This window comes from Komagataeibacter melomenusus, assembly GCF_013155395.1.
Taxonomy (GTDB): domain Bacteria; phylum Pseudomonadota; class Alphaproteobacteria; order Acetobacterales; family Acetobacteraceae; genus Komagataeibacter; species Komagataeibacter melomenusus.
Genome location: NZ_JABJWC010000013.1, coordinates 47808 through 71597 on the forward strand (window position 1 = coordinate 47808; position 23790 = coordinate 71597).

Below are 23790 nucleotides of genomic sequence, written 5' to 3' on the forward strand. Positions count from 1 at the left end.
ATTTATCCCTCCCCCCTGCTCAGTCAGCGATCCGACAGGCACTTTCTGCGGCCCGGTGAAGCGGCGTCACATCTCCAGACGTAGTGATCCACACCGTGGCCCCCTCAAGCTGCGCCAGTGTGTCTGCGGCAACTGCGTCCGGGTCGGGAATGCCGCCAAGCCGCAATATCTGGGCCATTTTCTCCCGTAGGGCCGTAAAGAACTGGCAGACCGCTGCCCGCGCTTCAGGCGTGGCCGATGTGACGCCATAGGCCAGATGCAGCCCCACACAGCGTTGGCGCTCTTCAAGTGTCTTTTCGATACGACCTATCAAAGTTTGCCAGGTGAGCTGCCAGTCATCGTTCGGGTCCGGCAACCCCTGGACAGTCTCTTCCAGAGTAAGTGCCAGAACTTCCGGGACAAGTGATTCCTTATTCGGAAAACGCGTATAAAGACTGGCTTTTTTCAGCCCAACACGAGACGCGAGATCCTGCATGGAGGCACCATCATAACCATGCTCCCGAAACACCTCACGGGCCTCCGTCACGATCTTACGCAGCGTCGTCTTCATTTTAGCCTTTACACCCGACCGGTCGGTCGTTTTTATAACTTCGCCTGAGTTTAGAGGCAAGAAAGATGGGAAAAGGTTACGAGACGATGCAGCTCTATAATCTCGAACTGTCCGGAAACTGCTACAAGGTGCGCCTGTTCGCGGCCCTTACCGGGATTGAGCTGGAGCTTATCCCCGTTGACCTGAGCGCTGGTGAACAGAAGAGTGCTGCCTTCACAGCCCTCAATCCCTGGCAGGAAGTACCGGTGCTGATCGATGGACCAACTGTCATCCGGGATTCCCAGGCCATTCTTGTCTATCTGGCGGCAAAGCTGGAAACACGAAGCTGGTGGCCGGAAGATGGTCGTTCGCAGGCTCTGATCATGGAATGGCTGTCAGTGGCAGCATCCGAAATTCGTAACGGGCCAAATACGGCACGACTGATCCGCAAATTCGGATATCCGCTGGATATGGAAGCGGCGATCCGCTGGATAGGTCGGCTTCTGCCTCGAATTGACGCCCATCTTGCCACTCACGACTGGCTGGCACTCGGACACCCGACCATCGCGGATTGCGCCGTATTTCCCTATCTCGCTCTTGCCCCTGAAGGCGGCATTGACCTCACACCCTACCCTGCCCTGCAACGCTGGTTCGAACGGGTTCGTGCGCTGCCCGGTTTCATGGCAGTTCCAGGCCAGTCGTGACAGGCGTCTGCATCTGAGGCCTGTTCTGCATTGAGACTGTCACAGGACACCTTAACGACAGCGCTGCCCCCGCTAAGCTTTGACCGAGCGCGCTGTCTGACCGAAGAGGATTTTCTTTCCCTCCTCTGTCACGCTGGGTCGCGCCGACAGGTCCTTCCCTTTCTCGTAGGCCCGTATCGTTGCCGGGCGCGCGGCAATGTCTTCAAACCAGCGCTTCAGGTTCGGAAACTCCTCAAGGTTCTGCTGCTGGCGCTGCCACGGCACGACCCATGGATAGCTGGCCATGTCCGCAATGCTGTATTCGGCACCACCGAGGAACGGCACCTGCGCCAGTCGCCGGTCCATCACGCCATACAGACGGTTGGTCTCGTTGACATAGCGTGTGATGGCGTAAGGAATTTTCTCCGGCGCATACTGTCCGAAATGATGGTTCTGCCCCGCCATCGGTCCCAGACCGCTGACCTGCCAGAACAGCCATTCGGTGACCGCCGTGCGGCCCCGGATGTCCGCAGGCAGAAACTGGCCCGTCTTCTCCGCGAGATAGAGCAGGATTGCCCCTGATTCAAAAACGCTGATCGCCTCACCGCCATCCTTCGGGGTCCGGTCAATGATCGCGGGCATCCGGTTATTGGGCGAAATGGCCAGAAACTCCGACCGGAACTGATCCCCCGCGCTGATATCGACAGGATGAATAGTATAATCCAGCCCGGCTTCTTCAAGAAACATCGTAATTTTATGGCCATTCGGTGTGGGCCAGTAGAAAAGATCGATCATGGAACGCGTCCTTTCTCAGAGGGTCGTCGGCTTCAACACGTCAGACAGCCAGATGTTCAGATCCCGGATTTCGGCCTCGATGATTGTATGATCCATGGGATAGGTCCGCCAGGTTATGTCATATCCCCAGCCAGCCAGATGACGGCGCGCTGTGTCAGCAAGTGCCAGCGGAACAATGCCGTCCCGTGTTCCATGTCCCATGAAGATCGGTGTGGCACGGCTTGCGACAGTACGTTCCCGGCCGGTTGCCGGTGCCAGGGGCAGATAACCCGACAGATCGGCGATCCCGGCCAAAGGGCGCGAATAGCGCAGGCCGGTCATCAGCGACATCGCGCCGCCCTGCGAAAATCCGCCGATCACAATGCGCTCCGGCACCATTCCCCGCTCGATTTCCCGATCGATCAGCTGCGTGAAATACGCCGCTGCTTCCTTCAGTCCGGCTTCATCCTCCCGCACCACGAAATTCTGGTCCAGCAGATCATACCAGGCCGGCATCCGCTCGCCTCCACAGACGGAAACCGACCTGAGGGGCGCATTGGGCAGGACAAAACGCACGGCGCCAACTGCGCTCAGATCCAGCGCCTGCGCCACGGGCCGGAACGTCTCCCCGCTGGCTCCAAGTCCGTGAATGAGAATGATGGTGGCCACCGGATCGGGGCCGGTCGTAAATTCCAGCGGGACGCGGGATGTCATCATGATGGCTGCTCCTCCTGTATCGCCTGTGTCAGGTCACAGCGACGTGACCGCAGGCTTGATAGAGACCATGATACGAATACATACGTATTTATCGCAAGCGTCATGGAGCCTGTCATGAAACTCGAAATCTGGTCTGACTATGCCTGCCCCTACTGTTATATCGGCAAGCGCTTTCTCGAAGCCGCCCTGGGCGAATTCGAACATGCCCGCGAAATCGAGATTGTCTTCCGGGCCTTCGAACTCGATCCGACGTCGGGTCCGGCGGTAACCACCACAACGCTCGACCGCATCATGCGAAAATACGGCAAAAGCCGGAGCGACGCCCAAGCCATGATCGACCACATCACGTCCATGGGCGAGCGATGCGGCCTCGACATGCGCTATGCCTCGGTCCGCTACACCAATACTTTCGACGCGCACCGGCTGACCAAATTTGCCGAGCAGCACGGTCGCGGCCCGGACATGACGGAACGGCTGTTCCGGGCCTATTTCACCGACAACGCCCCCCTCGCCGACCATGACGTACTTGCCGGCCTTGCGCAGGATGTCGGTCTTGATGACGACGCCGTGCGCGCCACGCTGACGAGCACCGCCTTCGCCGAAGATGTCAGGCGTGATGAAACCCGTGCGTCACAGGCCGGCATTCATGGCGTGCCCTTCTTTGCCTTCGACGGTGCCTACGCTCTTTCAGGCGCTCAGCCGAAAGCACAATTGTTGGCCGCCCTGCGCCAGTCATGGAACAATGCGCGCAAAACCGCGTCCAAGAGCCCTACCAGCGGCATGACCTGCGACAGCACGGGATGCGTTATCCCGCCTTCCGCCTCAGGTAGTCCCTGAGCAAAGCCGTCCCGCCAGCAATCCCGTCAGGCAGACGCGCCCTGGCGGGAACGGTCGTATTCGGCGATCGTCTCCTGCGTCAGCGGATCGCTGACAAGCGGCCCGAGGATGGAATCCAGCAGACCGGGAAAGCGACTGTCCAGATCCTCGCGCCGCAACTCAAGACGGTATTCCCGACCGATATGACGCTGCCAGACCACACCGCTGTCACGCAGGGCGCGCCAGTGATGCGTCATGGTGGATTTCGGAATCTGCGGGAGCACATCACAGCAGGGGTGTTCGCCACCCACGGCAATTGTCCGCACCGCGGCAAGACGGATGGGATTACCCAATGCCGTCAGCACGGCTTCAAGCCGGATATCCTCGCGTTTCGGATGACGTGCGATCATGCGTGAATTGGTACGCGTATCATGGGAACGGGTCAAGAAAACCCTGCTCCCGAGCCTCCGTCACACACCAGTTTCTCGATAAGGCTGGCCTTTGGTCCGTATGTACGTCTATGTTCGTATTAAAGAGACTCGTTCATGACGCCCGGAGGCCGCCTTGCCATCCAATTTCCTGCTCCATACCCAGAGGCCAAAGCGGAGCGCCGCAGCACCACGCCCGGCCTGGCTAACTCTTGTTGCCCTGTTGCCGGGCCTCACAGGCTGCACAGTCGGCCCGACCTACAAGGCACCCCAACCACCGAATGCCGCAACATTCGGCGAAACCCGGTCGGAAACAGCGACCATAGCTTCGTTCAACTCGCCGTATCAGGCCGCCGGGAAGCCAGGCTCCGACTGGTGGCGTCTCTTTCATTCGCCCCGGCTGGACGGCCTCGTCACCGAGGCCCTCCGGAACAACTGGTCGATCCAGGCAGCCCAGGCCAACCTGCGCAAGGCGGCCGAGGGACTTCATGCCGCGCAAGGCAGCCTGATGCCCCAGATCGACGCCACCGGCACCGAAGGACGGCAGGAATATGGGGCCGCCCTGTTCGGCCCCTGGGCATGGACCTTCCCGGCTTTCTCCGCCTACTCGGCAGGTCTCGACCTTTCGTATGATCCCGATATTTTCGGAGGCAACCATCGTCTGATCCAGATGGCTGGCGCGCAAAAGGATGCCGAAAGGGAGCGCCGGGACGTCACGATGTTGCTGGTGGTCGGCGACACGGTCCTGACCGCCTTCGAAGCCGCCTCGACAGCAGACCAGATCACCGTGATCCGGGGTGTGATCGACACCGACCGGGAAACGCTCCGGTTGGCGACACTCGCCTGGCAGACGGGCAGGAAGCCTCGGCTGGATGTTGTGACCGCCGAAGCACAACTGGCGCACGATCAGTCTCTTCTGCCACCGCTGATCAATGCCCTTGAGGCCGCACGAACGGCACTGGCCGTCCTGACCGGGCATTCGCCCGCCAACTGGACCGCACCGACCCTGACCCTCGCGGATTTCAGCCTCCCGTCAGACATCCCTGTGGTCGTGCCATCCAACCTTGTCCATGCCCGTCCGGATATCATCGGTGCCGAAGCCATGATGCGGGCGACGAATGCCGAAATCGGTGCCCGGACTGCTGACCTGTATCCCCGCCTGACCCTCAATGCGGCCGCCGCTGCCGAAGGTCTGATGGGGGGCCCCGCCGGTGCGGCGTGGCGCCTGATCGGCGGCGCTGCTCTGCCGCTGTTCCACGGCGGCACCCTGAAGGCCCGGAAAAAACAGGCGGAAGAGGACTATCGGATCGCTTTCGATCACTACCAGTCAGTGGTCATCAACGGCTTTCGGGAGGTCGCCGATAGTCTGAACGGCCTGAAGAACGCGTCGACGGAACTGGACAACCAGCTTCAGGCCCTGACCTCGGCCGATGATGCGCTGACCCTGAGCCAGGCCGGGTATCAGGCGGGCCGGGAGACCATCCTCCAGCCGATCAACGCCCGCCGGCTCGTTCTGCTCGCACGCCAGAACACGGTGCGGGCACAGACCGAGATGTTCCGTCAGACGGTGCGGATCATGGTGGCGACGGGCGGTGGCCTGGCCGACACCCATGTCACATCCGATCAATGGCGATCCGTCCGGATCGCAACGCGGTGACCCACATCTGATGCTGCCTCCCCCAAATCCAGACTTTCCAGCCCTTTAGATACGTATATCCGCGTATAACAATAACTTCAGGAGATATCTGTGCGACGCTTCTCCGTCCCTTGGCGCCATGTCACCGCTCTCGCGGTGCTGATGTCTCTGCCCGCCGCCGGCAGGGCTGCGGACACTCCGGCAACTGCGGTCTCCGTCTGGCCGGTCAGACCTGTCCCCTTCGCCGCCCATATCGAGACGATCGGTCAGGTCGAACCGTTCCAGGGGGTAACGCTCTCCCCCGAGATCGCCGGGCGGATCACCGAACTGGACTTCGATTCCGGCGCGATCGTCCGAAAAGGCCAGCTACTCCTGGTTCTCAATGACGCACCGGAACAGGGCGAGCTGATCCGCCAGAGTGGGGAATTGCGGGCCGCCGAAGCCGATCTCGCCCGTGCCCGTTCTCTCATCCGGACCGGCGTGGAGAGCCACGAGGATCTGGAGACAGCCACGGCACGCTTCGAAGCCGCGAAAGGCAATGTCGCCAGAGTGCAGGCGGTGATCGACCAGAAGCATATCCGCGCGCCCTTCGACGGCGCCATTGGGATCAGACGGGTCAATCTCGGGCAGTATCTGAATCCGGGGGATGCCATCGCTACGCTGACGTCCTACGCCCGGATGCGGGTCAACTTCATTCTGGCCGAAGAAAATGCCGCCAGCGTGCATCTTGGCCAGATCGTCCACACCACACTCGACACCGATCCAGACCGTCACTTCGACGCAGTCGTCACCGCCATCGACCCGAAAATCGACGGGTCACGAACGCTCTCGGTCCAGGCCCTCCTCAATGATCCCCCGCCCGATCTCCATCCGGGAACTTATGCGCATGTGAGTCTCACAGCGGCCGTCGTACCACGCATGGTTGTGCCGGAAACGGCAGTTACGTACTCGGCCTATGGCGAAACCGTCTTTGTCGAGCGCCCGTCTGACAAAGGCCTAACTGTCCACCCGACAGCAATACGCGAAAGCGATCGACGCATGGGCTGGGTCGCCATTGACGACGGGTTGAAGCCGGGCGATCGCGTCGTCAGCAGCGGTCAGAACCGTCTCGTGGACGGCATGATGGTGCGCGAAACTCCTGAGGTTCTTCCTATGGCTGGCCTGGAAGGACTGGCACAATGAGTTTCACTGATCGCTTTCTTCGGCGGCCTGTCCTCGCGATTGTCGTGACGATCCTGATTGTTCTCTTCGGGATCAAGGGCCTCAATTCCATCGCTACACGTCAATATCCAACCCTCGAAACCTCCACGATCCTGATCTCGACCCGCTATCCGGGCGCGTCATCCGACCTCATGCAGGGTTTCGTGACCCAGCCGATCAGCGAGGCCGTCGCTTCCGTCGAGGGTATCGATTACCTTTCCTCCACCACGACGCAGGGCCTCAGCGTGGTGACGGTGCGCATGATGCTGAATTATGATTCCATGCGCGCCCTGACCGACGTGATGTCCAAGGTGAATGCCGTCAAATACCGGCTGCCGGAAGGCGCGTATGATCCGGTCATCAAACGCACATCGGGTGGCTTTACCGCAGTCGCCTATATCGGTTTTGCCAGTACGACGCGGCCTCTCTACGAAATCTCGGATTATATCCATCGGGTCGCAGCACCGATGCTCTCGGGCATAGAGGGTGTATCCGAGATCAGTTATTTCGGAGAGCAGCGCCTTTCAATGCGGCTCTGGCTCGACCCAGAGAAGCTGGCTGCCAACGACATGACGGGCGAGGACGTGGCACGGGCTATCCGGGAAAACAATTTCCAGGCCGCACCCGGCCGGATACGTGGCGTTTATACGATCAGCAATATCAACCTCAACACGGATCTGAAAACGGTCGAGGAATTCCGTGATATGGTACTGCGCTCGACCGGTGGCCGGGTTATCCGGGTGCGGGACATCGGGCGCGCGGAACTGGGGCCGGACAATACGGACACCAGTTCGCAGACCAGCACGCTTCGACCGCCGAATGGCAAACCGACACCACGTCCTTCGATCTTCGTGGGTCTGGAACCGTCGCCAACGGGCAATCCGCTGACGATCATCTCGCGTCTCAACGAGATCATGCCCAAACTCAAGGCGACGCTCCCGCCGGGCATTGATGTCCGCGTTCCTTACGAGACCGCGCATTTCATTCAGGCGTCGATCGATGAAGTGACCGAGACCTTCATCGAGGCGCTGCTCATCGTCATTCTTGTGATTTACCTCTCACTCGGTACCGTGCGGGCGGTGATCGTGCCGATCGCCACCATACCCCTCTCGATGCTTGGCGCGGTCGGGCTGATGTACACCTTCGGGTTCAGCCTGAATTTGCTTACCCTGCTGGCGATGGTGCTGTCGATCGGGCTCGTGGTCGATGACGCCATCGTCGTGATCGAGAACGTCCATCGCCATATCGAAGAGGGCAAATCCCCCTTCGACGCCGCGTTACTCGGGGCGCGTGAGGTGGCAGGCCCTGTTGTCGCGATGACCCTCACACTTACAGCGGTTTACGCCCCGATCGCTTTCATGGGCGGACTGACGGGCACGCTGTTCCGGGAATTCGCGCTCACGCTGGCCGGGTCCGTCATCGTATCCGGTGTCGTCGCACTCACCCTGTCGCCACTCATGAGCGCAAAATTGCTCAAAGCGAAAGAGAAGGAAGGCTTCATGGAACGAATGGCCGAGCGTGTCTTCGGCTTCATGACCGCGCGCTATGAAACCGTGCTCGACTTTTCGCTGCGGCATCGCTGGGTTCCGCTCGGCACGGCGGCGGTAATCTTCCTCCTTATTCCGGTGATGCTGCACGTGTCCCAGAGCGAACTGGCACCCAATGAAGACCAGGACATTGTCTATACGGCCGTCAAGGCTCCGCAATATGCCAATCTTCATTATGTCGAGACCTACGCCCAGACACTTTACGAGAAGATGTCTGAAATCCCGGAAGGCCATAGCCATTGGCAGATGAACGGAATTGACGGGATCGCCAACAGCGTCGGCGGGGTCAATCTCGACGACTGGGGCAAGCGCAGGCGTAACGCCGATCAGATCCAGATGGACCTGCAACAGCGTGTTGCTTCCATCCAGGGGACCAGCGTTTTCGTGTTCCAGATGGGGGCGCTGCCGGGGTCAACGGGCGGGCTGCCAGTCCAGATGGTCGTCCGTAGTGATGACACCTATCGCAACGTCTTCAACGTCGTGTCACACCTGCGGGAAGAAGCCACAAAGAGCGGTCTGTTTGCCGTGGTCGATAGCGACCTCGCCTTCGATAATCCGGTTGTTCGGGTCACGGTCGATCGAACCAAAGCCAATGCGCTCGGAATCCGTATGGAGCGGATCGGCAACGCACTGAACACGCTGATCGGGGAAAACTACGTCAATCGCTTTGGCTATTATGGCCGGTCCTATGACGTGATTCCGCAAGCCGCTCCCCTGTCCCGCCTGACGCCTGATGCCCTGAAGACCTACTATATGCGCGATCAGAACGGCCATCAGGTACCGCTGTCGGCCCTTGCCAGCGTGCGCGTCGATGTCGAACCCAACCGCCTGCCTCAGTTCGGCCAGCAGAATTCCGCCACGTTTCAGGCCATTCTCGCCAAAGGTGTTACGATGGGTGACGCCGTGAGCTTCCTGAAGGCAAAGGCGACGGAGTTCCCGCCTGGCTACAGCTATGACTGGCAGTCTGATTCACGACAGTATGTGCAGGAAGGGAACGCACTGATTTTTGCGTTCCTTTTCGCACTGATCGCCATCTATCTCGTCCTGTCGGTTCAGTACAACAGCTTCACCGACCCGGTCATCATCCTCGTCAGTGTGCCGTTATCCGTGTTCGGTGCCCTTATTCCGCTCGCTCTCGGTGTGACGACGTTAAATATCTATACTGAAATCGGACTCATTACGCTGATCGGACTGGTCAGTAAGCATGGCATCCTGATGGTCGAGTTCGCAAACGAGATCCTCCATCGTGACAATGTAGACCGCAGGACAGCAATCGAGACGGCCGCCGCCATCCGTTTCCGACCGATCATCATGACCACAGCAGCAATGGTCGTAGGCCTTGCACCCTTGGTTATCGCTACCGGTGCGGGCGCGAATAGTCGCTTTGGATTGGGAACGGTGATCGTCGTCGGCATGATCGTTGGCACGAGCATGACGCTATTCGTACTGCCCTCGGTCTATACGGTCATCAGGCCGCGCCGTGGCAAAACGGTCTGACGCGTTATGGGCAAAACTTTTCAACTTATAGCGAGCCACTCCGTCCACCAGAGAGGCAGACAAGGGGGGGCGGAATGTCTGCTTGATAAAACAGGTTGTTAATTTTCTGCCCTTCATACAAGGTTAAGAATATATGTCATTCAAAACGAATAAAATATGGGGCTGGCATAGGTAAGCCGATAAAGGCTTGATATATCCTATGAAAGTACGTCGTCGCAGCCGACTGCCCGTTGGCACCCAAAAACGGCTTCTGGAGCACTTCGTTGCGGGCACGCCCGCACGGAGTGCCGCCGAACTTGTGGACGTCAATCGCAATACCGCGACCCTGTATTACCAGAAATTGCGAGAGATCATCGCTGAACAGATTGCTCATGACGCGCCCTTTTCCGGTGAGATCGAAGTCGATGAAAGCTATTTCGGTGGACATCGCAAAGGCAAACGGGGCAGAGGCGCTGCCGGAAAAGTCGCCGTCTTTGGTCTGCTTAAGCGGTCTGGCCACGTTCATGCAGTCATGATCCCCAATGCCGGGCACCGGACGCTAATGTCTCTCATCCGGCAGAAAGTCCTGCCGGATTCAATCGTTTACAGTGATTCGTGGCATGCCTACGACAAGCTCGATGTGTCTGAGTTCCATCATGAGCGCGTCGATCACAGCAGGCATTTCACCCAGGGAAGAAACCACATCAATGGCATCGAGAACTTCTGGAGCCAGGCCAAGCGTCATCTGCGACGATACAATGGAATACCACGCAAGGACTTTCATCTCTTCCTCGCCGAATGCGAGTGGCGCTTCAACACCCGCTCGCCCGCAAAGCTCGTGAAAATTCTTACCGGATGGGCTAAGCTCCCTTCCTAATCCGTCCCAACAAACGCTTACCTATGCCAGCCCCTAAAATATATACGGAACATTAGAATGCCATCAGATGCCCATACTCATTTCACTACATCCCTTAACGACGTAAATCATCTTCTCTGGTTTCATGAAAATGCAGGAGGCGGGGGGCAAGGGCGTCGCAGTTCTGAATTTCAAGCTCTGAATAAATCAGCAATAGTCTTGATATGTGCAGCATGGGAAAGTTACGTTGAAACAGTGATTATGGAATGTGCAAAAAAGAGCATAGAATCAGCTACAGGTCCCGATCAAATGCTACGGCCATTAAAAAAAATTACTCAAAACCATATTCGGTGTGGGAAAGTCGAAAACACATGGCAATTGGTCGCAGGGGATGGCTGGCGGGCGTTAACTACTTCTTTAGTAAATTCTCGAGTATCAGGTTTTAATACGCCGAAGCCAGGACCGGTAAAAGAACTGTTTAAAGAAATTATCGGCATCCAAGACATCACTAATGATTGGCAATGGCATCACAATCCGTTGGGCACACCTGAAAATCGCTTAAAGGAATTTGTTCAACTGCGAGGGGCGATTGCGCATGGCGCGATACTTGAAAGAACCATAAGAAAAGTAGACGTTACTTCGGCAAAAGATTTGATATCACGTATTGTTGAAATTGTTGATGGCAGATTAGTTCGTGAAAACTTTATCTGAAATATATTCCAGACCTAATCTGCTGTGGGAGCAATGTCCGCTTTCGGACTTATGAAATTGCCATGCATAGCGACTGGCATGAAGGCGGATGCTGCCTGTCTTCTGCATAGCTCATATAGAGCGGACAGGCGGCTACGCTGGTATCGAAGCGACGTCGTCGGGTGTGATACCATTGAAGAAAAACCGAAGAATGTAGCGGTCAAACGCCGTCAAGGTTTCGACCCTAAGAGCTGCTTCGAGCCCGTTGCGGCGAAAAAGGTTCAACGCGCTCTTGAGGTCGAAATCCGCATGTGAAAAGTCTATAAAATGTGCCATGTGCAGCTTACGTGAGATCATCCGCGGAAGGCCATATTCTTCCAGATTGTGTACTGCTGGTGGCAAAAATGCGTGACTAACCTTGCCAATGAAGCCACCAATATCGACAGATGAGTTGACGATCATTTTATGAAGCTCATTGATGTCGCTCAGAAGAGCCGAGAGCTTGAACGTGATCGTCCTCTCCAACTGGAAAAAGCCTTCGATATCAATTCCAGAGCCAGAGAGTTGCCGTAACATCGCCGGTATATCGGTTGTCCAGTTCGACGCTAGGACCTTAACCACCGCTACCACCCGCTTGAAAGAGGCATCCCATCCAGAAGGCTTAAGAGCGATTACTTTGTAGAGCATCCGATCCCAGTCAGAAGGATTGCTCGAGTTTAGATAGCCGAACCCCTTCCAATCTTCGGGATTGTTTTTCATATCACCGGCGATCTGCAGCAAGAAATCTGCGTCGCTATCTTGCAGTAGGTTATCTCTCTTGATCCGTGCGAAGTTTTCAACCCCAACAATATCGGACATCTGAAGCTTATACTCGATAATTTTCTCGATCTGGCGCTCATTCAAACTTTCGCAGTCTTGGATTTCGTCTAGACCTCCGAGGACCGTGTCAGGAAACTCGATCTTAAGCTGCGTATCTTCATCTTTTGGTGGTGAGTCCAAAAGGTAGATATGGCCTACAAAATGCTTGAACATGCGGCCACCTCGACCAATTATGTTCTTATATGTGAAATCTGTCAGGTTATTTCGCCCGAGTTTACTCTTCCATATTACGACGTTTTGCGCTGATGTGTTCACGCCCTCAATGATCGAAGACGTTGAAACGATGCTGTCGAAGCCTTTTTCATGCTCGAAAAGCACGACTTGAAGCTGGCTGAGACACCTATGCATCCGTCCATTGTGCACGCCGACGCCGCGCTCCACGAGATCGGCCAATACCCAGCTCTCTTGATAATTCTCACGAAGCCACCGAGCAAAATGGCTCGTATGAACTCGGTCAACTTTGCTCATTCGATCTACAACGAGATCGGCGATCTTCTTGATCTCTGCGTATGTTCCGGCATAGACGAGAGACTTCTCATTTCGCGGTGATATAATTGATAGAAGTGCTTCGGATTTCTTTTGCTCATCGCCCCCGATTTCTGTGTAAATCTCATGTTTCTCAAGGAATACGGTGTTAAAATCAAGAAGCTCTAGAAACTCCATGTCGCGTGTGAAGACGTTATCTGCCAACTTTTTGATGTTCGGGGCCAGATAATAGCGCTGTTCAGCCCGGCGAGATAACTGGACGATAGCTTTGATGAGTGACGGAGCCCGTTCCTTGTCGTGGACAATACTTGCCTTGTAGAACTCATCAATGACCAAAAGATCGATTTTTTTGAGTTTATTGATGTAGCCGAATGCTCGCTCCTGCGGGAAGATCAGAATATTCCGCGCTTCGAGAGGAACGTCAGGGGCAGTGATAATGCCGTAATCGCGCGAGAATTTTTTGTACAAGCGACGGCGAGTTTCATCCATCAACGCAATCGTGGGTACAATGATCACCACCGTGTCCGGTCGCTTGGCCGCGATAAATGCGTCTATGATGAAGCTCTTTCCGAAACTCGTTGGTGCACTCACAGCAACACTTTTGCCGCCGAGAAGCTTCGACAAAACCGTGGACTGCTCACGGTGCAATGTGGCGGTTCGGTTGCCGACATCCACAGCGAACGCCTCATGTACGAATTTCTGATCCCATGACGCATTCTCAAGCTGCATATACGGGAAAAGCCCCGCAGATCGAACCAGTTGATTCAAGACCTGAGGATATGGCGTTTTGCTACGATCCAGATCGTCCAACAGCTTTATCAGCATATTGCGCGCGGCTAAGTCATTACCGCCTTCGATGAGGTCATTGACCTCGGAGCATGCCGCAAACAGCTCCATCACGCCGCCCCCTTGTAGAAAGAGACTGCTCTCAAGAAGGTATCGACAATTGCCTTCTTATCTGGAACCGGAAAAAGAATCAGATGGAATTGAATATCTCCATATTTATGAACCTTGGAAGATTCGGATATCTGCTTCGAGAAGTAAGCCTCGGCTCTTTCTTTGTGATGAGCGCAGATCGCCTTCCGATACTCCTCGGAAAGTTCAACACATTTCGCCGTCTCGGCACATTGATGAATAATGAGGATCGGAACGTGAATCTTCGGTTTTAGATGATCGATCGACACCTGGCTGCTTAGTGCCGCCTTGATTTTTGCCCGCAGCGCCTCAGCCAAAACCAGTTGGTCAAGATCGGACACATTGGTGATAATGGCGTTTTCTTTTTTTAACTTGCCTGTGTTTAGGCTTGCGTAAACTGAATTTACCACCGCGTCCAAGCGTGCATCAGCGATGGAATTATAGAATTTCGCTTCGCCGAACCATAGAGTAAAGTCTTGGCCATCTTCGCTGACCACGATGTGGACACTATCGGCACCCTTGGCATTGTCCTGTACGTTCTGTTTGTAGAATATCTTGGGTACGACCGGCAGAGCCTTGTAATGATTTTTCATGATGCCATAGAGAAAAACCTCAGCGATTTCACTTCCCTGACCGACCCCATCCTTATCCGTGAGCCTGAGATTTCGGGCTGCCGCCACCAAGGTCGAATGGCTCTGATCAGCCAGTGCCAATCGCTCCCTTTCAGAGAGGGCAGTTTGCGCGATATTGTCCCAAAGATAACTTTGAAATCGGCTGCTGAGCCATTTCCCATCCTCGAAGTCATTCACCAAGCTCAGGACGCGCTTGTTCAGCAGCATCTTCAACTGGGTGACATTCGTAATCTTCGATAATGACTCATCGATAAACGTCTCGAAGCCAATATTGATCATGCAGCAGGCCGCCTTCGCCAAGACCGAAAGCAGGCTACAGATCGTAATCCCAAAAGCTCGTCCGCTCTCTGCATCGAAAAAAATGTCTTCTTTCCATTGCCTTCTCTTGGGTTCCCAAGAAAAGAACCGAGTGTCAAGCTTATTGGGTACAGCGATCAGGATAGTTCTTGTCACGAATGTTGCCCGAGTGGTCGAGAGTATGCGTTAAAAACACGAACAAACATAGAACATTCCGTAGGTCAAGGCTACCGACGTTGGTGAGGCCCCACTTGAAGTCTGCGTTCGCTCTTTCGAAAAGCTAATCGGCTGTCTCAAAAGAGCGGCCAATCATGACGGCATTTGGCCAAAGCTGTCGTTCAGGGTAGTCGGCCGGAAGGACCGAAATGTTCCAGAAGTGGGCTTTGGAGGGCTATGGCGTAGACGTAGTTCTCATCCGGTTCCGATGCGGCCCACCTAACGAGATACGAATCATGACTTGGTAGAATGCGCATGCGAGCCGGCTATCCACTCTTTGTCGCCAGAGAGGGTTAGATAAGCCATGTCTGCTATGTGAAAAGTGACATTGGCAGCTCTATATCTGAAATAGGGCGAAAGGAGAAAGTCCTCTTTTGCCCTCATGGTTGTCATTGCAAAGAACGCAGGACTTCAACACGTACCAACACACCATTCGGCAGAGGTCGCTGAAGACGCAAAGCCTCGGCCACCGGGGCGTTCATCCACACATCCAGTTCATCCGGCTGCGTCAGGATGACGGGCATGGCCTTCGGATGGATGGAACTGACTTCCCGGTTCGCCTCTGTGGTCAGAAACCCGAACAGATCATCCGTCGTCTCCCCGTCCGCCACCTTGCGCACCGATGTCCATCGACACCAGATCCCGGCAAAGAAAGCGAGCGGTTCTCCATCGCGGCGGGCAAACCACACAGGCCGCGATTTCCCATCAGGCAGACGCTCCGGTTCGGAGAATGCCGTCAAAGGGACCAGACAGCGATGCGCCACGCCTTCCCAGCGCTTCCACCATGTCGAGGTCGGATTGCGGATATTGGTCACACCGCGATCCACCTTATGGCCTTTCAGGTATCCCGGCGGTGTCGGCATGCCCCAGCGTGTCATGACCAGTTCACGGCCGTTCTCACCATTCCGCACGATCGGCGCCATCGTGTTCGGATAGATCTCGGGCAGCGGCTGGAGATTCCCCGTACGATCCTCAAGGACTTTCGCGATCTCGCGGATCGCCTGCGGGTTCGAGGTCATGGAATAGAGATTGCACATCGGTGTTGCCCCTTACGACCACATGCTGCGCAGGCGGGCGGCCATGTCGATCCGCACCGACTTCACCGCTTCCTGCCGGGCCTGTTCTTCCGGCTTCACAACTGGCCATGACACGGCTTCGAACAAAGGCAGCATGTCCCGGTCGATGAAGCGCGTCCGCGAGGCATAGACATGCCGGTCGCCCCGGCTGTGCTGGCCATGCACATAGAAACGCTGCGGCACCATGATATCGAGACTGTCCTTCGCCCGCGTCATGGCGACATAGAGCAACCGGCGTTCCTCTTCGATGTCGTCCTGTTCTCCCGTGGCCAGATCAGACGGAATGCAGCCATCCACCGCATTCATCACGAACACGTTCTTCCATTCCTGCCCCTTGGCGGAATGGATCGTCGAGAGGATCAGATAATCCTCATCCAGCAGCGGCATGCCGGCCTGATCGGACGTGGCATCTGGCGGGTCGAGCGTCAGTTCGGTCAGGAATTTCTCCCGTGAGGGATAGCCGCCAGCGATCTGCTCCAGTTGCACCAGATCGGCCAGACGGGTGGAGGCGTCCTCATGCAGCCGCTCCAGATGCGGTTCATACCAGTACCGCACAGCCGCGATCTCGCCCGGCCAGCCGACCTGATGGCCGCCAAGGGCTGTCAGCAGGTTCACGAAACCCGTCCAGGCCTCGCCGCTGCGCGGTGGGGCTTTCACATCCTTCAATGCCTCGAAGGGATGGGCATTCTCGCCCATCGTATCCAGCACGCGCCGGGCCGAGGTCGGCCCCACGCCCGGCAGAAGCTGCAGGACCCGGAAGCCAGCGATCCGGTCGCGCGGGTTCTGGGCAAAGCGCAGCAGGGCCAGCACATCCTTCACATGGGCGCTGTCGAGAAACTTCAGGCCGCCGAACTTCACGAACGGGATGTTGCGCCTTGTCAGTTCCACCTCCAGCGTGCCGCTATGGTGCGAGGCCCGGAACAGCACCGCCTGTTCCTTCATTGGCATGCCGGCCTCCCGTTCTTCCAACACCCGATCGGCGATGTAATTGGCCTGGGCAGTGTCGTCCCAGATCGTGACCAGTCGTGGTTTTTCATCCGAGGTCCGTTCGGTCCACAGATCCTTGGTGAACCGCTCGGCCGCTTCTCCAATCATGGCGTTGGCGGCATCCAGAATGGGCTTTGTCGAGCGATAGTTCCGGTCCAGCGTCACCACGCGGGCTTCAGGTTTGAACTGTCCCGGAAAATCGAGGATGTTGCGCACGGTCGCGGCCCGGAAGGCATAGATGCTCTGGGCGTCATCCCCCACTACCGTCAGGCCTCGCCCGTCGGGCTTCATGCCCAGCAGGATCTCCGCCTGCAGCCGGTTGGTGTCCTGATACTCGTCGACCAGCACATGATCCCATTTGCCGCCGATATCGGCGGCCAGCACCGGATCGCTCACCATCTGCGCCCAGCACAGCAGCAGATCGTCGTAATCCAGCACCCCCTGTTCCTGCTTCGCCGTAACATAACCTGCAAAGAGCTGTCTGAGCTGGCCTTCCCAGCCCGCGCACCACGGATAGTGCTTCAGCAACACATCGGCGAGCGGTGCGCCGGAATTGACCACACGGGAATAGATGGCAAGGCACGTGCCCTTGCCGGGAAACCGCTTCTCGGTTTTCGAAAACCCCAGATCATGCCGGATCAGATTCATCAGATCGGCGGAATCCTCGCGATCATGGATCGAGAAGGCCGGATCCATGCCGATCTGCTGCGCATATTCCCGCAGCAGCCGAGCACCGATGGAATGAAACGTCCCGGCCCAGGCCAGCGCATCGGCCAGTGGGCCGGCTTTGTCGCCGAGCACTGTTCTGCAGATGCGCTCCACCCGCCGCGTCATCTCGACACAGGCTCGCCGCGAGAAGGTCAGCAGCAGGATACGGCGCGGATCGGCGCCTGAGGCGATCAGATGCGCCACCCGGTGGGCCAGCGTGTTGGTCTTGCCCGATCCGGCACCGGCGATGACCAGCAGCGGGGATGAATCCGCGATGCCTGCCGAGACTCCGGTCCCGTGCGTGACGGCCTGCCGCTGGGCGTCGTTCAGACGGGACAGATAATCGTCGCTGTTTGGGATGGGAGAAGTCTCTGAATTCAATTCCTTAAGGTACCTTCACCAATAATTCCGGGTGGTTATGCGTCCTGCATCATGCCTGAGGCAGTGCGAATTTGCATTGACTTCCATCGCTACATCAGAACAAATCACGAACATATAATCATGAAATCCGCCTGCACAAGGGACATCGAGCCGTGACATGACTGCTGAACTCAATAAAAAACCCGGTCTGGAGACACTGCGGGCTGCGATCAGCCGTCTCGAAGGGCACAGCGACCGACGCCGTAAGATGCTGCCCTTTGGCGTGCGCGAGATCGATGCGCGTCTGCCGGGCGGGGGGCTGGCGCTGGGAGCGCTGCACGAGGTGGCGGGCGGCGGGAATGATGCCCTGCACAGTGCGGCGGCCGGACAGTTCTGCGCTGGGATTGCGGCCCGTACGCGCGGCAAGGTGCTATGGATCGTCACCCGTCAGGATGTATTTGCCCCTTCCCTGAAGCAGGTCGGTCTGTCGGCACGGCGAACCATCTATGTCGAGGCACGCTCGGACGTCGATGTGCTGGCCTGTTTCGAGGAAGGACTGCGGCATGGTGGCCTTGGGGCCGTCGTCGCCGAGGTGGCGCGTCTGTCCATGACGGCCTCACGCCGCCTGCAACTGGCGGCCGAGACGTCCGGTTCCCTCGGCATCGCCATCCGACGCTGGCGGCGGCAGACGGATGCGGCGGATTTCGGTCAGCCGACTGCCAGTGTGACCCGATGGCGGGTCTCCGTCCTGCCGTCCGTGTCGTTGCCGGTTCCCGGCGTTGGAAGACCGCGCTGGTTGCTGGAACTCATCCGTGCCCGTGCGGGCGAATGTGCCGATTTTGAAGTGGAGGCCTGTGATGCCAAAGGGAGGCTCGCCCCATGCAGCCCGATCGCGGATCGTCTCTCTTTACCTGCCGCTCTGGCCGACAGACCGGATCAGGAAGCGGCTGGGCAAAGACGCGCCCGCGCCTGAAACGCCGCTGGCGCTAGCCGGGCGTGAAGGACGCCGACGGGTGGTGCTGTCGGTCGATCTGGCCGCTCGCAAGCTGGGCCTGCGTCCCGGCACGCCGGTGGCCAAGGCCCAGGCGTTGCATCCCGATCTGGTGCTGTTGGACGCCGATCCTGAAGGCGACCGGCTGGGACTGGAAAAGCTGGCCCTGTGGTTCCAGCACCGGATCGCACCCATCGTGGCCGTCGATGCGCCGGACGGGCTGGTTCTGGACACGACCGGAGCGGATCAGCTGCATGGGGGTGAACTTCCCATGCTCAAGGACATGGTCCACCGCATGGCGGGCGCCGGTTTTCGGGCAAAAGCCGTGGCGGCGGACACGTGGGGCGCTGCGCACGCCATAGCACGCTATGGTCGGGCACCGATTGCCGTTGTGCCACCCGGTGAGATAGCGGGTACGTTGGCTGATCTCCCCCTTGAAGCGCTACGCCTGCCAGACACGATCATCGACGGACTGGCCACGCTGGGGGTGTCCCGCATCGGGCCGCTGGCCGCCATGCCCCGTGCGCCTCTGGCGCTGCGGTTCGGCCCGGATGTGGCCCGCAGGCTGGATCAGGCTTTCGGGCGTATGGGTGAAGCCATCGTTCCGGTGCGTCCTGTCGATCCGGTCGAGGTCAGCCGGAATTTCGCCGAGCCCATCGGGGCTGCGGAGACCATTGCCCGCTACATCGGCAGGCTGGTGCCGCTGCTCTGTCAGGGGCTGGACGAACGCGGACAGGGCGTGAGGCGCCTCGACCTGCTGCTGCATCGCGTGGACAGCCGCACCGAGGCGATCCGGGTAGCCATGGCCATGCCGGTGCGCGACGTCAGACGTCTTACCCGGCTGCTGTGCGAGAAGATCGAAACCATCGACCCGGGGTTCGGCATCGAGCGCATGGTGCTGATCGCCTCACTGGCCGAACCGATGGACCGGCGGCAGACCGTGTCCTCCCTGATCGCGGAGGAAGAGGTCGATGTGTCCGACCTGATAGACACGCTGGCCAACCGTGTCGGCACGCAGGCGCTCTATCGCTTTGCCCCGGTGGAAAGCGATCTGCCCGAACGCTCCTTCTGCCGCGTGCCCGCGCTGGCCTCGGAAGAAACAAAGGACTGGCCAGAGCACTGGCCACGGCCCACACGCCTGCTGGCGCGACCCGAGCCGGTGCAGGCCATGGCGGAACTGCCGGATCAGCCGCCACTGTTCTTCATCTGGCGGGGTGTACGACGGAAGGTGAAATGCGCCGATGGCCCGGAGCGCGTGTTTGGCGAATGGTGGAAGAATGACGCTGAACTGACCATCGCCCGGGACTACTTCCGGGTGGAGGACACCAGCGGTGAGCGCTTCTGGCTTTACCGGGCCGGCGATGGCGAGCATGGCGAGACCGGCTCGCAGGGCTGGTTCCTGCATGGGATTTTCGGATGAGCACCTCGGCACCGCGTTATGCCGAATTGCAGGTGACGACCTATTTCTCGTTCCTGCGCGGAGCCTCGTCGCCCATTGAGTTATTCGAGCAGGCAAAAGCGCTTGGGATCGAGGCGCTCGGGATCTGTGACCGCAATTCCCTGGCGGGCATGGTGCAGGCATACGGAGCCGCGAAGGCTACCGGCGTCCGGCTGGTCGTAGGCTGTCGTCTCGACCTCGCCGATTTCCCGCCGGTACTGGTCTATCCGACCGACCGCGCGGCTTACGGCAGCCTTTGCCGTCTGTTGAGCCTCGGCAAGGCACGGGCCGGAAAAGGGAAATGCCATCTGCTCTGGGAGGATCTGGTCGCCTGGGGTGCGGGCCTGATCGTCGTCATGATTCCGGACACGGCAGACGATGCCTGCGCCCTGCACCTGCGCAAGCTGAAAGACGCCTTTGCTGACCGCGCCTATATGGCGCTCACCCTGCTGCGCCGCCCCAATGACCAGATGCGGCTTTATGAACTGGCCAACCTGGCGCATCTGGCCCGTGTGCCAACCGTTGTAACCAACGACGCGTTGTTCCACACCCATGACCGGCGCATCCTGCAGGATGTCGTCACCTGCATCCGGCACAACACCACCATCGACGAGGCGGGGTTTGTCCGCGAACGTCATGCCGACCGCTATCTCAAGCCACCGCAGGAGATGGTTCGACTGTTCAGCCGTTATCCGGAAGCGGTGGCCCGCACCATGGACATTGTGGAGCGCTGCCGGTTCTCACTTGATGATCTGGCCTATCAGTATCCCGATGAAGTCTCTGTGCCTGGTCAGACGCCCCAGCAGGCGCTGGAAACGCTGACCTGGGAGGGCGCTGAACGAACCTATCCCGAGGGTATCCCCGAGGAGGTTCGCAACAGCCTGAACCATGAACTCGGCCTGATCGGACGGATGCAATACGCACCGTATTTCCTGACCGTGAACAGCATCGTCCGTTATGCCCGTAACCAGAACATCCTCTGCCAGGGTCGTGGCTCGGCAGCCAATTCCGCCGTTTGCTACGTACTCGGCATCACCGCCATTGATCCGGCCCGAAACTCGCTGCTGTTCGAGCGCTTCGTCTCTGAAGAACGCGGCGAACCGCCGGATATCGATGTGGATTTCGAGCATGCGCGACGTGAACAGGTCATCCAGTGGGTCTATGAGCATTACGGTCGCGACCGCGCGGCGCTGACGGCGGTGGTGATCCGCTATCGCGCCAAGGGAGCGCTGCGTGACGTTGGCAAGGTGATGGGCCTCCCCGAAGACCTGATCCGAACCCTCTCGGGTCAGATCTGGGGCTGGGGGCGCAAGCTGGACGATGAGGCTCTCAATGACACCGGCATTGACCTGTCCGACAGGCGCATCCGCTTGACCCTTGATCTGGCCCGCTGCCTGATCGGCGTGCCCCGTCACCTGTCACAGCATCCCGGTGGTTTTGTCCTGACGCATGACCGACTGGATGAACTGGTACCCATTGAGCCGGCCTCGATGGAGGCCCGCCAGATCATCGAATGGGACAAGGACGATATTGACGTTCTGAAATTCATGAAGGTCGATATCCTGGCGCTCGGCATGCTGACCTGCATGAAAAAGGGACTGGACCTGTTGGCGGAGCACACGGGCCAGCATTTCACGCTCCAGACTCTCCCGGCCGAGGATCCGCGCACCTACGCCATGATCCGCAAGGCCGACACCATTGGCGTGTTCCAGATCGAAAGCCGGGCGCAGATGTCCATGCTGCCGCGTCTCAAACCGCGTGTGTTCTACGATCTCGTCATTGAGGTCGCGATCGTCCGCCCCGGCCCAATCCAGGGGGATATGGTCCATCCCTATCTCCGCAGGCGTGAAGGGATCGAACCGGAAAACTATCCCACTCCGGAACTGGAAAAGGTTCTGAAAAAGACCCTCGGGATCCCGTTGTTTCAGGAACAGGCAATGCAGGTCGCCATGATCTGTGCGGGATTTACCGCAGCCGAAGCCGATCAGCTTCGTCGGGCCATGGCGACGTTCAAAAATACCGGCACGGTCTCACAGTTTCAGACACGCCTGATCGAAGGCATGCGCGCCAATGGTTATGATGAGGAATTCGCCGAGCGGATCTACCAGCAACTGGAAGGCTTCGGTTCTTACGGATTTCCCGAGAGCCACGCGGCCAGTTTCGCTATTCTGGCCTATTCGTCATCGTGGATGAAATGCACCCATCCGGATGTGTTTCTGGCCTCGCTCCTGAATTCCCAGCCAATGGGGTTCTATGCACCAGCGCAGCTTGTCCGTGATGCGCGTGAGCACGGCGTGGAGATCCTTCCCGTCTGTGTGAATGCCTCGCGCTGGGACAGCACGCTGGAAGGGCCGGAAAAGCCCGATGGCCGATTTGCCGTGCGGCTAGGCATGAGTCTGGTGAAGGGGCTGGCCAACGACGATGCGGCCCGCATTGTTGCCGCACGAGCCTCGCGCCCGTTTACCTCGATCGATGATCTGTGGCGTCGGGCCGGTGTGAAAGCGGCAGCCCTGACCCATCTGGCCGAAGCGGATGCGTTCCGGCCTTCGCTCGGGCTGGCACGGCGCGAGGCGCTCTGGGCCATCAAGGCTCTGCGCGACGAACCATTACCCCTGTTTGCGGCAGCACAGGTGACACGGGAAGCTGAAGAACCGGATGTGCTGCTGCAACCCATGCGCGACGGGGCCGAGGTGGTGCGGGATTACAACCGGCTTGGCCTGACCCTGCGGGACCATCCCCTGACCTTCCTACGCAAGGATCTTCAGGCCAGGGACATCATGTCCTGTGGGCAGGCGCTGGCGGCAAAGGATGGGAAGCGTCTCACCGTGGCGGGGCTGGTGCTGGTCCGGCAGCGACCGGGCTCCGCCGAAGGCGTGGTGTTCATGACGCTGGAGGACGAGACGGCAAATATGAACGTCATCATCTGGCCGGATATGTTCGATGCGAACCGGCGCGTCGTGCTTGGCGGACAGATGCTGGCGGTGACAGGCATGCTCCAGAAGGAAGGTGACGTCGTGCATCTGGTAGCAAAAGAGATCACCGACCTTTCCGGGCTGCTCGCAGACGTCGGTAATCGCTCCTCGGCTGAGAGCACCCATGACAGCAATTCCGCCGGTGAGCGTATCGTCGTCACATCGCGTAATTTCCACTGATCAATAAGACCGCCGATAAAGCTCACGAAATCGTGACATGGCCTGTTTTAGGCGCAACCTACGCTGGAGTTTCACTCCCAGTTGCATCCTATACGCATCCTGCGCTCATTCCTTGAACGCAAAAAAGCCGCCTCTATGGGCGGCGTTTTTTGTTGGATATCAGTATGTTTGTTTTGGTTGCGGGGGCAGGATTTGAACCTGCGGCCTTCAGGTTATGAGCCTGACGAGCTACCGGGCTGCTCCACCCCGCGTTAGTGATGGGGAGACTGGAAGACCTGGCGGCGACCGACTTTCCCGTGCC

The 23790-nt window shown here is 58.2% G+C and carries 18 protein-coding genes and 1 tRNA gene; 10 read left to right on the forward strand and 9 right to left on the reverse strand.

Annotated elements, in window-relative coordinates:
* Positions 1–19: 19 nt before the first annotated feature.
* Positions 20–550, reverse strand: coding sequence for a TetR/AcrR family transcriptional regulator (locus tag HNW77_RS07180; RefSeq protein WP_172156455.1), 531 nt, complete (start codon positions 548–550; stop codon positions 20–22).
* An 86-nt stretch (positions 551–636) separates the two neighbouring features.
* On the opposite strand from HNW77_RS07180, the gene HNW77_RS07185 reads away from it, so the two are divergent.
* Positions 637–1233 (forward strand): glutathione S-transferase family protein, encoded by a 597-nt coding sequence (locus HNW77_RS07185; RefSeq protein ID WP_172156456.1) that lies wholly within the window; start codon positions 637–639, stop codon positions 1231–1233.
* A 72-nt stretch (positions 1234–1305) separates the two neighbouring features.
* Here HNW77_RS07185 and HNW77_RS07190 read toward each other — a convergent pair whose 3' ends face one another.
* Together HNW77_RS07190 and HNW77_RS07195 are read right to left on the reverse strand one after the other, a co-directional pair.
* Positions 1306–2007 carry a glutathione binding-like protein gene (locus tag HNW77_RS07190; RefSeq protein ID WP_172156458.1) on the reverse strand — a complete coding sequence of 234 codons (702 nt, stop codon included), beginning with the start codon at positions 2005–2007 and terminating at the stop codon, positions 1306–1308.
* A gap of 15 nt (positions 2008–2022) precedes the next feature.
* Entirely contained in the window at positions 2023–2703 is a 681-nt protein-coding gene (locus HNW77_RS07195; protein ID WP_241694344.1) for an alpha/beta hydrolase, read from the reverse strand.
* A 114-nt stretch (positions 2704–2817) separates the two neighbouring features.
* Between HNW77_RS07195 and HNW77_RS07200 the strand changes: the two genes are divergently transcribed.
* Entirely contained in the window at positions 2818–3540 is a 723-nt protein-coding gene (locus tag HNW77_RS07200; RefSeq protein ID WP_172156460.1) for a DsbA family oxidoreductase, read from the forward strand.
* 26 nt (positions 3541–3566) lie between these two features.
* Here the strand turns inward: HNW77_RS07200 and HNW77_RS07205 are convergent, their stop codons facing one another.
* Positions 3567–3965, reverse strand: a complete 399-nt coding sequence (locus HNW77_RS07205) for an ArsR/SmtB family transcription factor (protein ID WP_227744499.1) — start codon at positions 3963–3965, stop codon at positions 3567–3569.
* Between the two features lie 205 nt (positions 3966–4170).
* Between HNW77_RS07205 and HNW77_RS07210 the strand changes: the two genes are divergently transcribed.
* From HNW77_RS07210 to HNW77_RS07230, 5 genes are all read left to right on the forward strand, one after another.
* Positions 4171–5604 (forward strand): efflux transporter outer membrane subunit, encoded by a 1434-nt coding sequence (locus HNW77_RS07210; protein ID WP_227744500.1) that lies wholly within the window; start codon positions 4171–4173, stop codon positions 5602–5604.
* A gap of 90 nt (positions 5605–5694) precedes the next feature.
* The gene (locus tag HNW77_RS07215) at positions 5695–6765 is read left to right on the forward strand and encodes an efflux RND transporter periplasmic adaptor subunit (protein WP_276592081.1); all 1071 of its coding nucleotides are present in this window, start codon (positions 5695–5697) and stop codon (positions 6763–6765) included.
* Positions 6762–9827, forward strand: a complete 3066-nt coding sequence (locus tag HNW77_RS07220) for an efflux RND transporter permease subunit (protein ID WP_172156463.1) — start codon at positions 6762–6764, stop codon at positions 9825–9827. Before HNW77_RS07215 ends, HNW77_RS07220 begins: the two co-directional genes overlap by 4 nt.
* A 199-nt stretch (positions 9828–10026) precedes the next feature.
* A complete protein-coding gene (locus HNW77_RS07225; protein WP_172156464.1) occupies positions 10027–10683 on the forward strand; it encodes an IS1595 family transposase in 657 nt (218 codons plus the stop codon).
* A gap of 57 nt (positions 10684–10740) precedes the next feature.
* Positions 10741–11373: a HEPN domain-containing protein gene (locus tag HNW77_RS07230; protein WP_172156465.1), complete on the forward strand. Its 633-nt coding sequence runs from the start codon at positions 10741–10743 to the stop codon at positions 11371–11373.
* Positions 11374–11505: 132 nt separating this feature from the next.
* Here the strand turns inward: HNW77_RS07230 and HNW77_RS07235 are convergent, their stop codons facing one another.
* The 4 genes from HNW77_RS07235 to HNW77_RS07250 form a co-directional block, all read right to left on the reverse strand.
* Positions 11506–13614 carry a DEAD/DEAH box helicase gene (locus tag HNW77_RS07235; protein ID WP_172156483.1) on the reverse strand — a complete coding sequence of 703 codons (2109 nt, stop codon included), beginning with the start codon at positions 13612–13614 and terminating at the stop codon, positions 11506–11508.
* Positions 13614–14717 carry a Hachiman antiphage defense system protein HamA gene (locus HNW77_RS07240; RefSeq protein WP_172156466.1) on the reverse strand — a complete coding sequence of 368 codons (1104 nt, stop codon included), beginning with the start codon at positions 14715–14717 and terminating at the stop codon, positions 13614–13616. The genes HNW77_RS07235 and HNW77_RS07240 overlap by 1 nt, the downstream gene beginning before the upstream one ends.
* 449 nt (positions 14718–15166) lie before the next feature.
* The gene (locus tag HNW77_RS07245) at positions 15167–15814 is read right to left on the reverse strand and encodes an SOS response-associated peptidase (RefSeq protein WP_172156467.1); all 648 of its coding nucleotides are present in this window, start codon (positions 15812–15814) and stop codon (positions 15167–15169) included.
* 12 nt (positions 15815–15826) lie between these two features.
* Positions 15827–17929, reverse strand: coding sequence for an ATP-dependent helicase (locus HNW77_RS07250; protein WP_187353199.1), 2103 nt, complete (start codon positions 17927–17929; stop codon positions 15827–15829).
* 157 nt (positions 17930–18086) lie between these two features.
* Here HNW77_RS07250 and HNW77_RS07255 point away from each other — a divergent pair, with 157 nt between their 5' ends.
* From HNW77_RS07255 to HNW77_RS07265, 3 genes are read left to right on the forward strand one after another with little or no spacing between them, the layout of a single operon-like run.
* Complete coding sequence (locus tag HNW77_RS07255; protein WP_172156468.1) at positions 18087–18881, forward strand: ImuA family protein; 795 nt, start codon at positions 18087–18089, stop codon at positions 18879–18881.
* Positions 18766–20319, forward strand: coding sequence for a Y-family DNA polymerase (locus HNW77_RS07260; RefSeq protein ID WP_241694345.1), 1554 nt, complete (start codon positions 18766–18768; stop codon positions 20317–20319). The genes HNW77_RS07255 and HNW77_RS07260 overlap by 116 nt, the downstream gene beginning before the upstream one ends.
* Positions 20316–23489 carry an error-prone DNA polymerase gene (locus HNW77_RS07265; protein ID WP_172156469.1) on the forward strand — a complete coding sequence of 1058 codons (3174 nt, stop codon included), beginning with the start codon at positions 20316–20318 and terminating at the stop codon, positions 23487–23489. The genes HNW77_RS07260 and HNW77_RS07265 overlap by 4 nt, the downstream gene beginning before the upstream one ends.
* Positions 23490–23663: 174 nt before the next feature.
* Here the strand turns inward: HNW77_RS07265 and HNW77_RS07270 are convergent.
* A tRNA-Met gene (locus HNW77_RS07270) sits at positions 23664–23740 on the reverse strand.
* Positions 23741–23790: the final 50 nt, after the last annotated feature.

What these genes read in the sequence shown, in the direction of transcription:
- HNW77_RS07200 (WP_172156460.1), top strand. Translation starts at nt 2,818, where the DNA reads ATGAAACTCGAAATCTGGTCTGACTATGCCTGCCCCTACTGTTATATC.
- HNW77_RS07195 (WP_241694344.1), bottom strand. Translation starts at nt 2,703, where the DNA reads ATGATGACATCCCGCGTCCCGCTGGAATTTACGACCGGCCCCGATCCG.
- HNW77_RS07180 (WP_172156455.1), bottom strand. Translation starts at nt 550, where the DNA reads ATGAAGACGACGCTGCGTAAGATCGTGACGGAGGCCCGTGAGGTGTTT.
- HNW77_RS07255 (WP_172156468.1), top strand. Translation starts at nt 18,087, where the DNA reads ATGACTGCTGAACTCAATAAAAAACCCGGTCTGGAGACACTGCGGGCT.
- HNW77_RS07220 (WP_172156463.1), top strand. Translation starts at nt 6,762, where the DNA reads ATGAGTTTCACTGATCGCTTTCTTCGGCGGCCTGTCCTCGCGATTGTC.
- HNW77_RS07235 (WP_172156483.1), bottom strand. Translation starts at nt 13,614, where the DNA reads ATGGAGCTGTTTGCGGCATGCTCCGAGGTCAATGACCTCATCGAAGGC.
- HNW77_RS07185 (WP_172156456.1), top strand. Translation starts at nt 637, where the DNA reads ATGCAGCTCTATAATCTCGAACTGTCCGGAAACTGCTACAAGGTGCGC.
- HNW77_RS07190 (WP_172156458.1), bottom strand. Translation starts at nt 2,007, where the DNA reads ATGATCGATCTTTTCTACTGGCCCACACCGAATGGCCATAAAATTACG.
- HNW77_RS07245 (WP_172156467.1), bottom strand. Translation starts at nt 15,814, where the DNA reads ATGTGCAATCTCTATTCCATGACCTCGAACCCGCAGGCGATCCGCGAG.
- HNW77_RS07225 (WP_172156464.1), top strand. Translation starts at nt 10,027, where the DNA reads ATGAAAGTACGTCGTCGCAGCCGACTGCCCGTTGGCACCCAAAAACGG.
- HNW77_RS07260 (WP_241694345.1), top strand. Translation starts at nt 18,766, where the DNA reads ATGCCAAAGGGAGGCTCGCCCCATGCAGCCCGATCGCGGATCGTCTCT.
- HNW77_RS07265 (WP_172156469.1), top strand. Translation starts at nt 20,316, where the DNA reads ATGAGCACCTCGGCACCGCGTTATGCCGAATTGCAGGTGACGACCTAT.
- HNW77_RS07230 (WP_172156465.1), top strand. Translation starts at nt 10,741, where the DNA reads ATGCCATCAGATGCCCATACTCATTTCACTACATCCCTTAACGACGTA.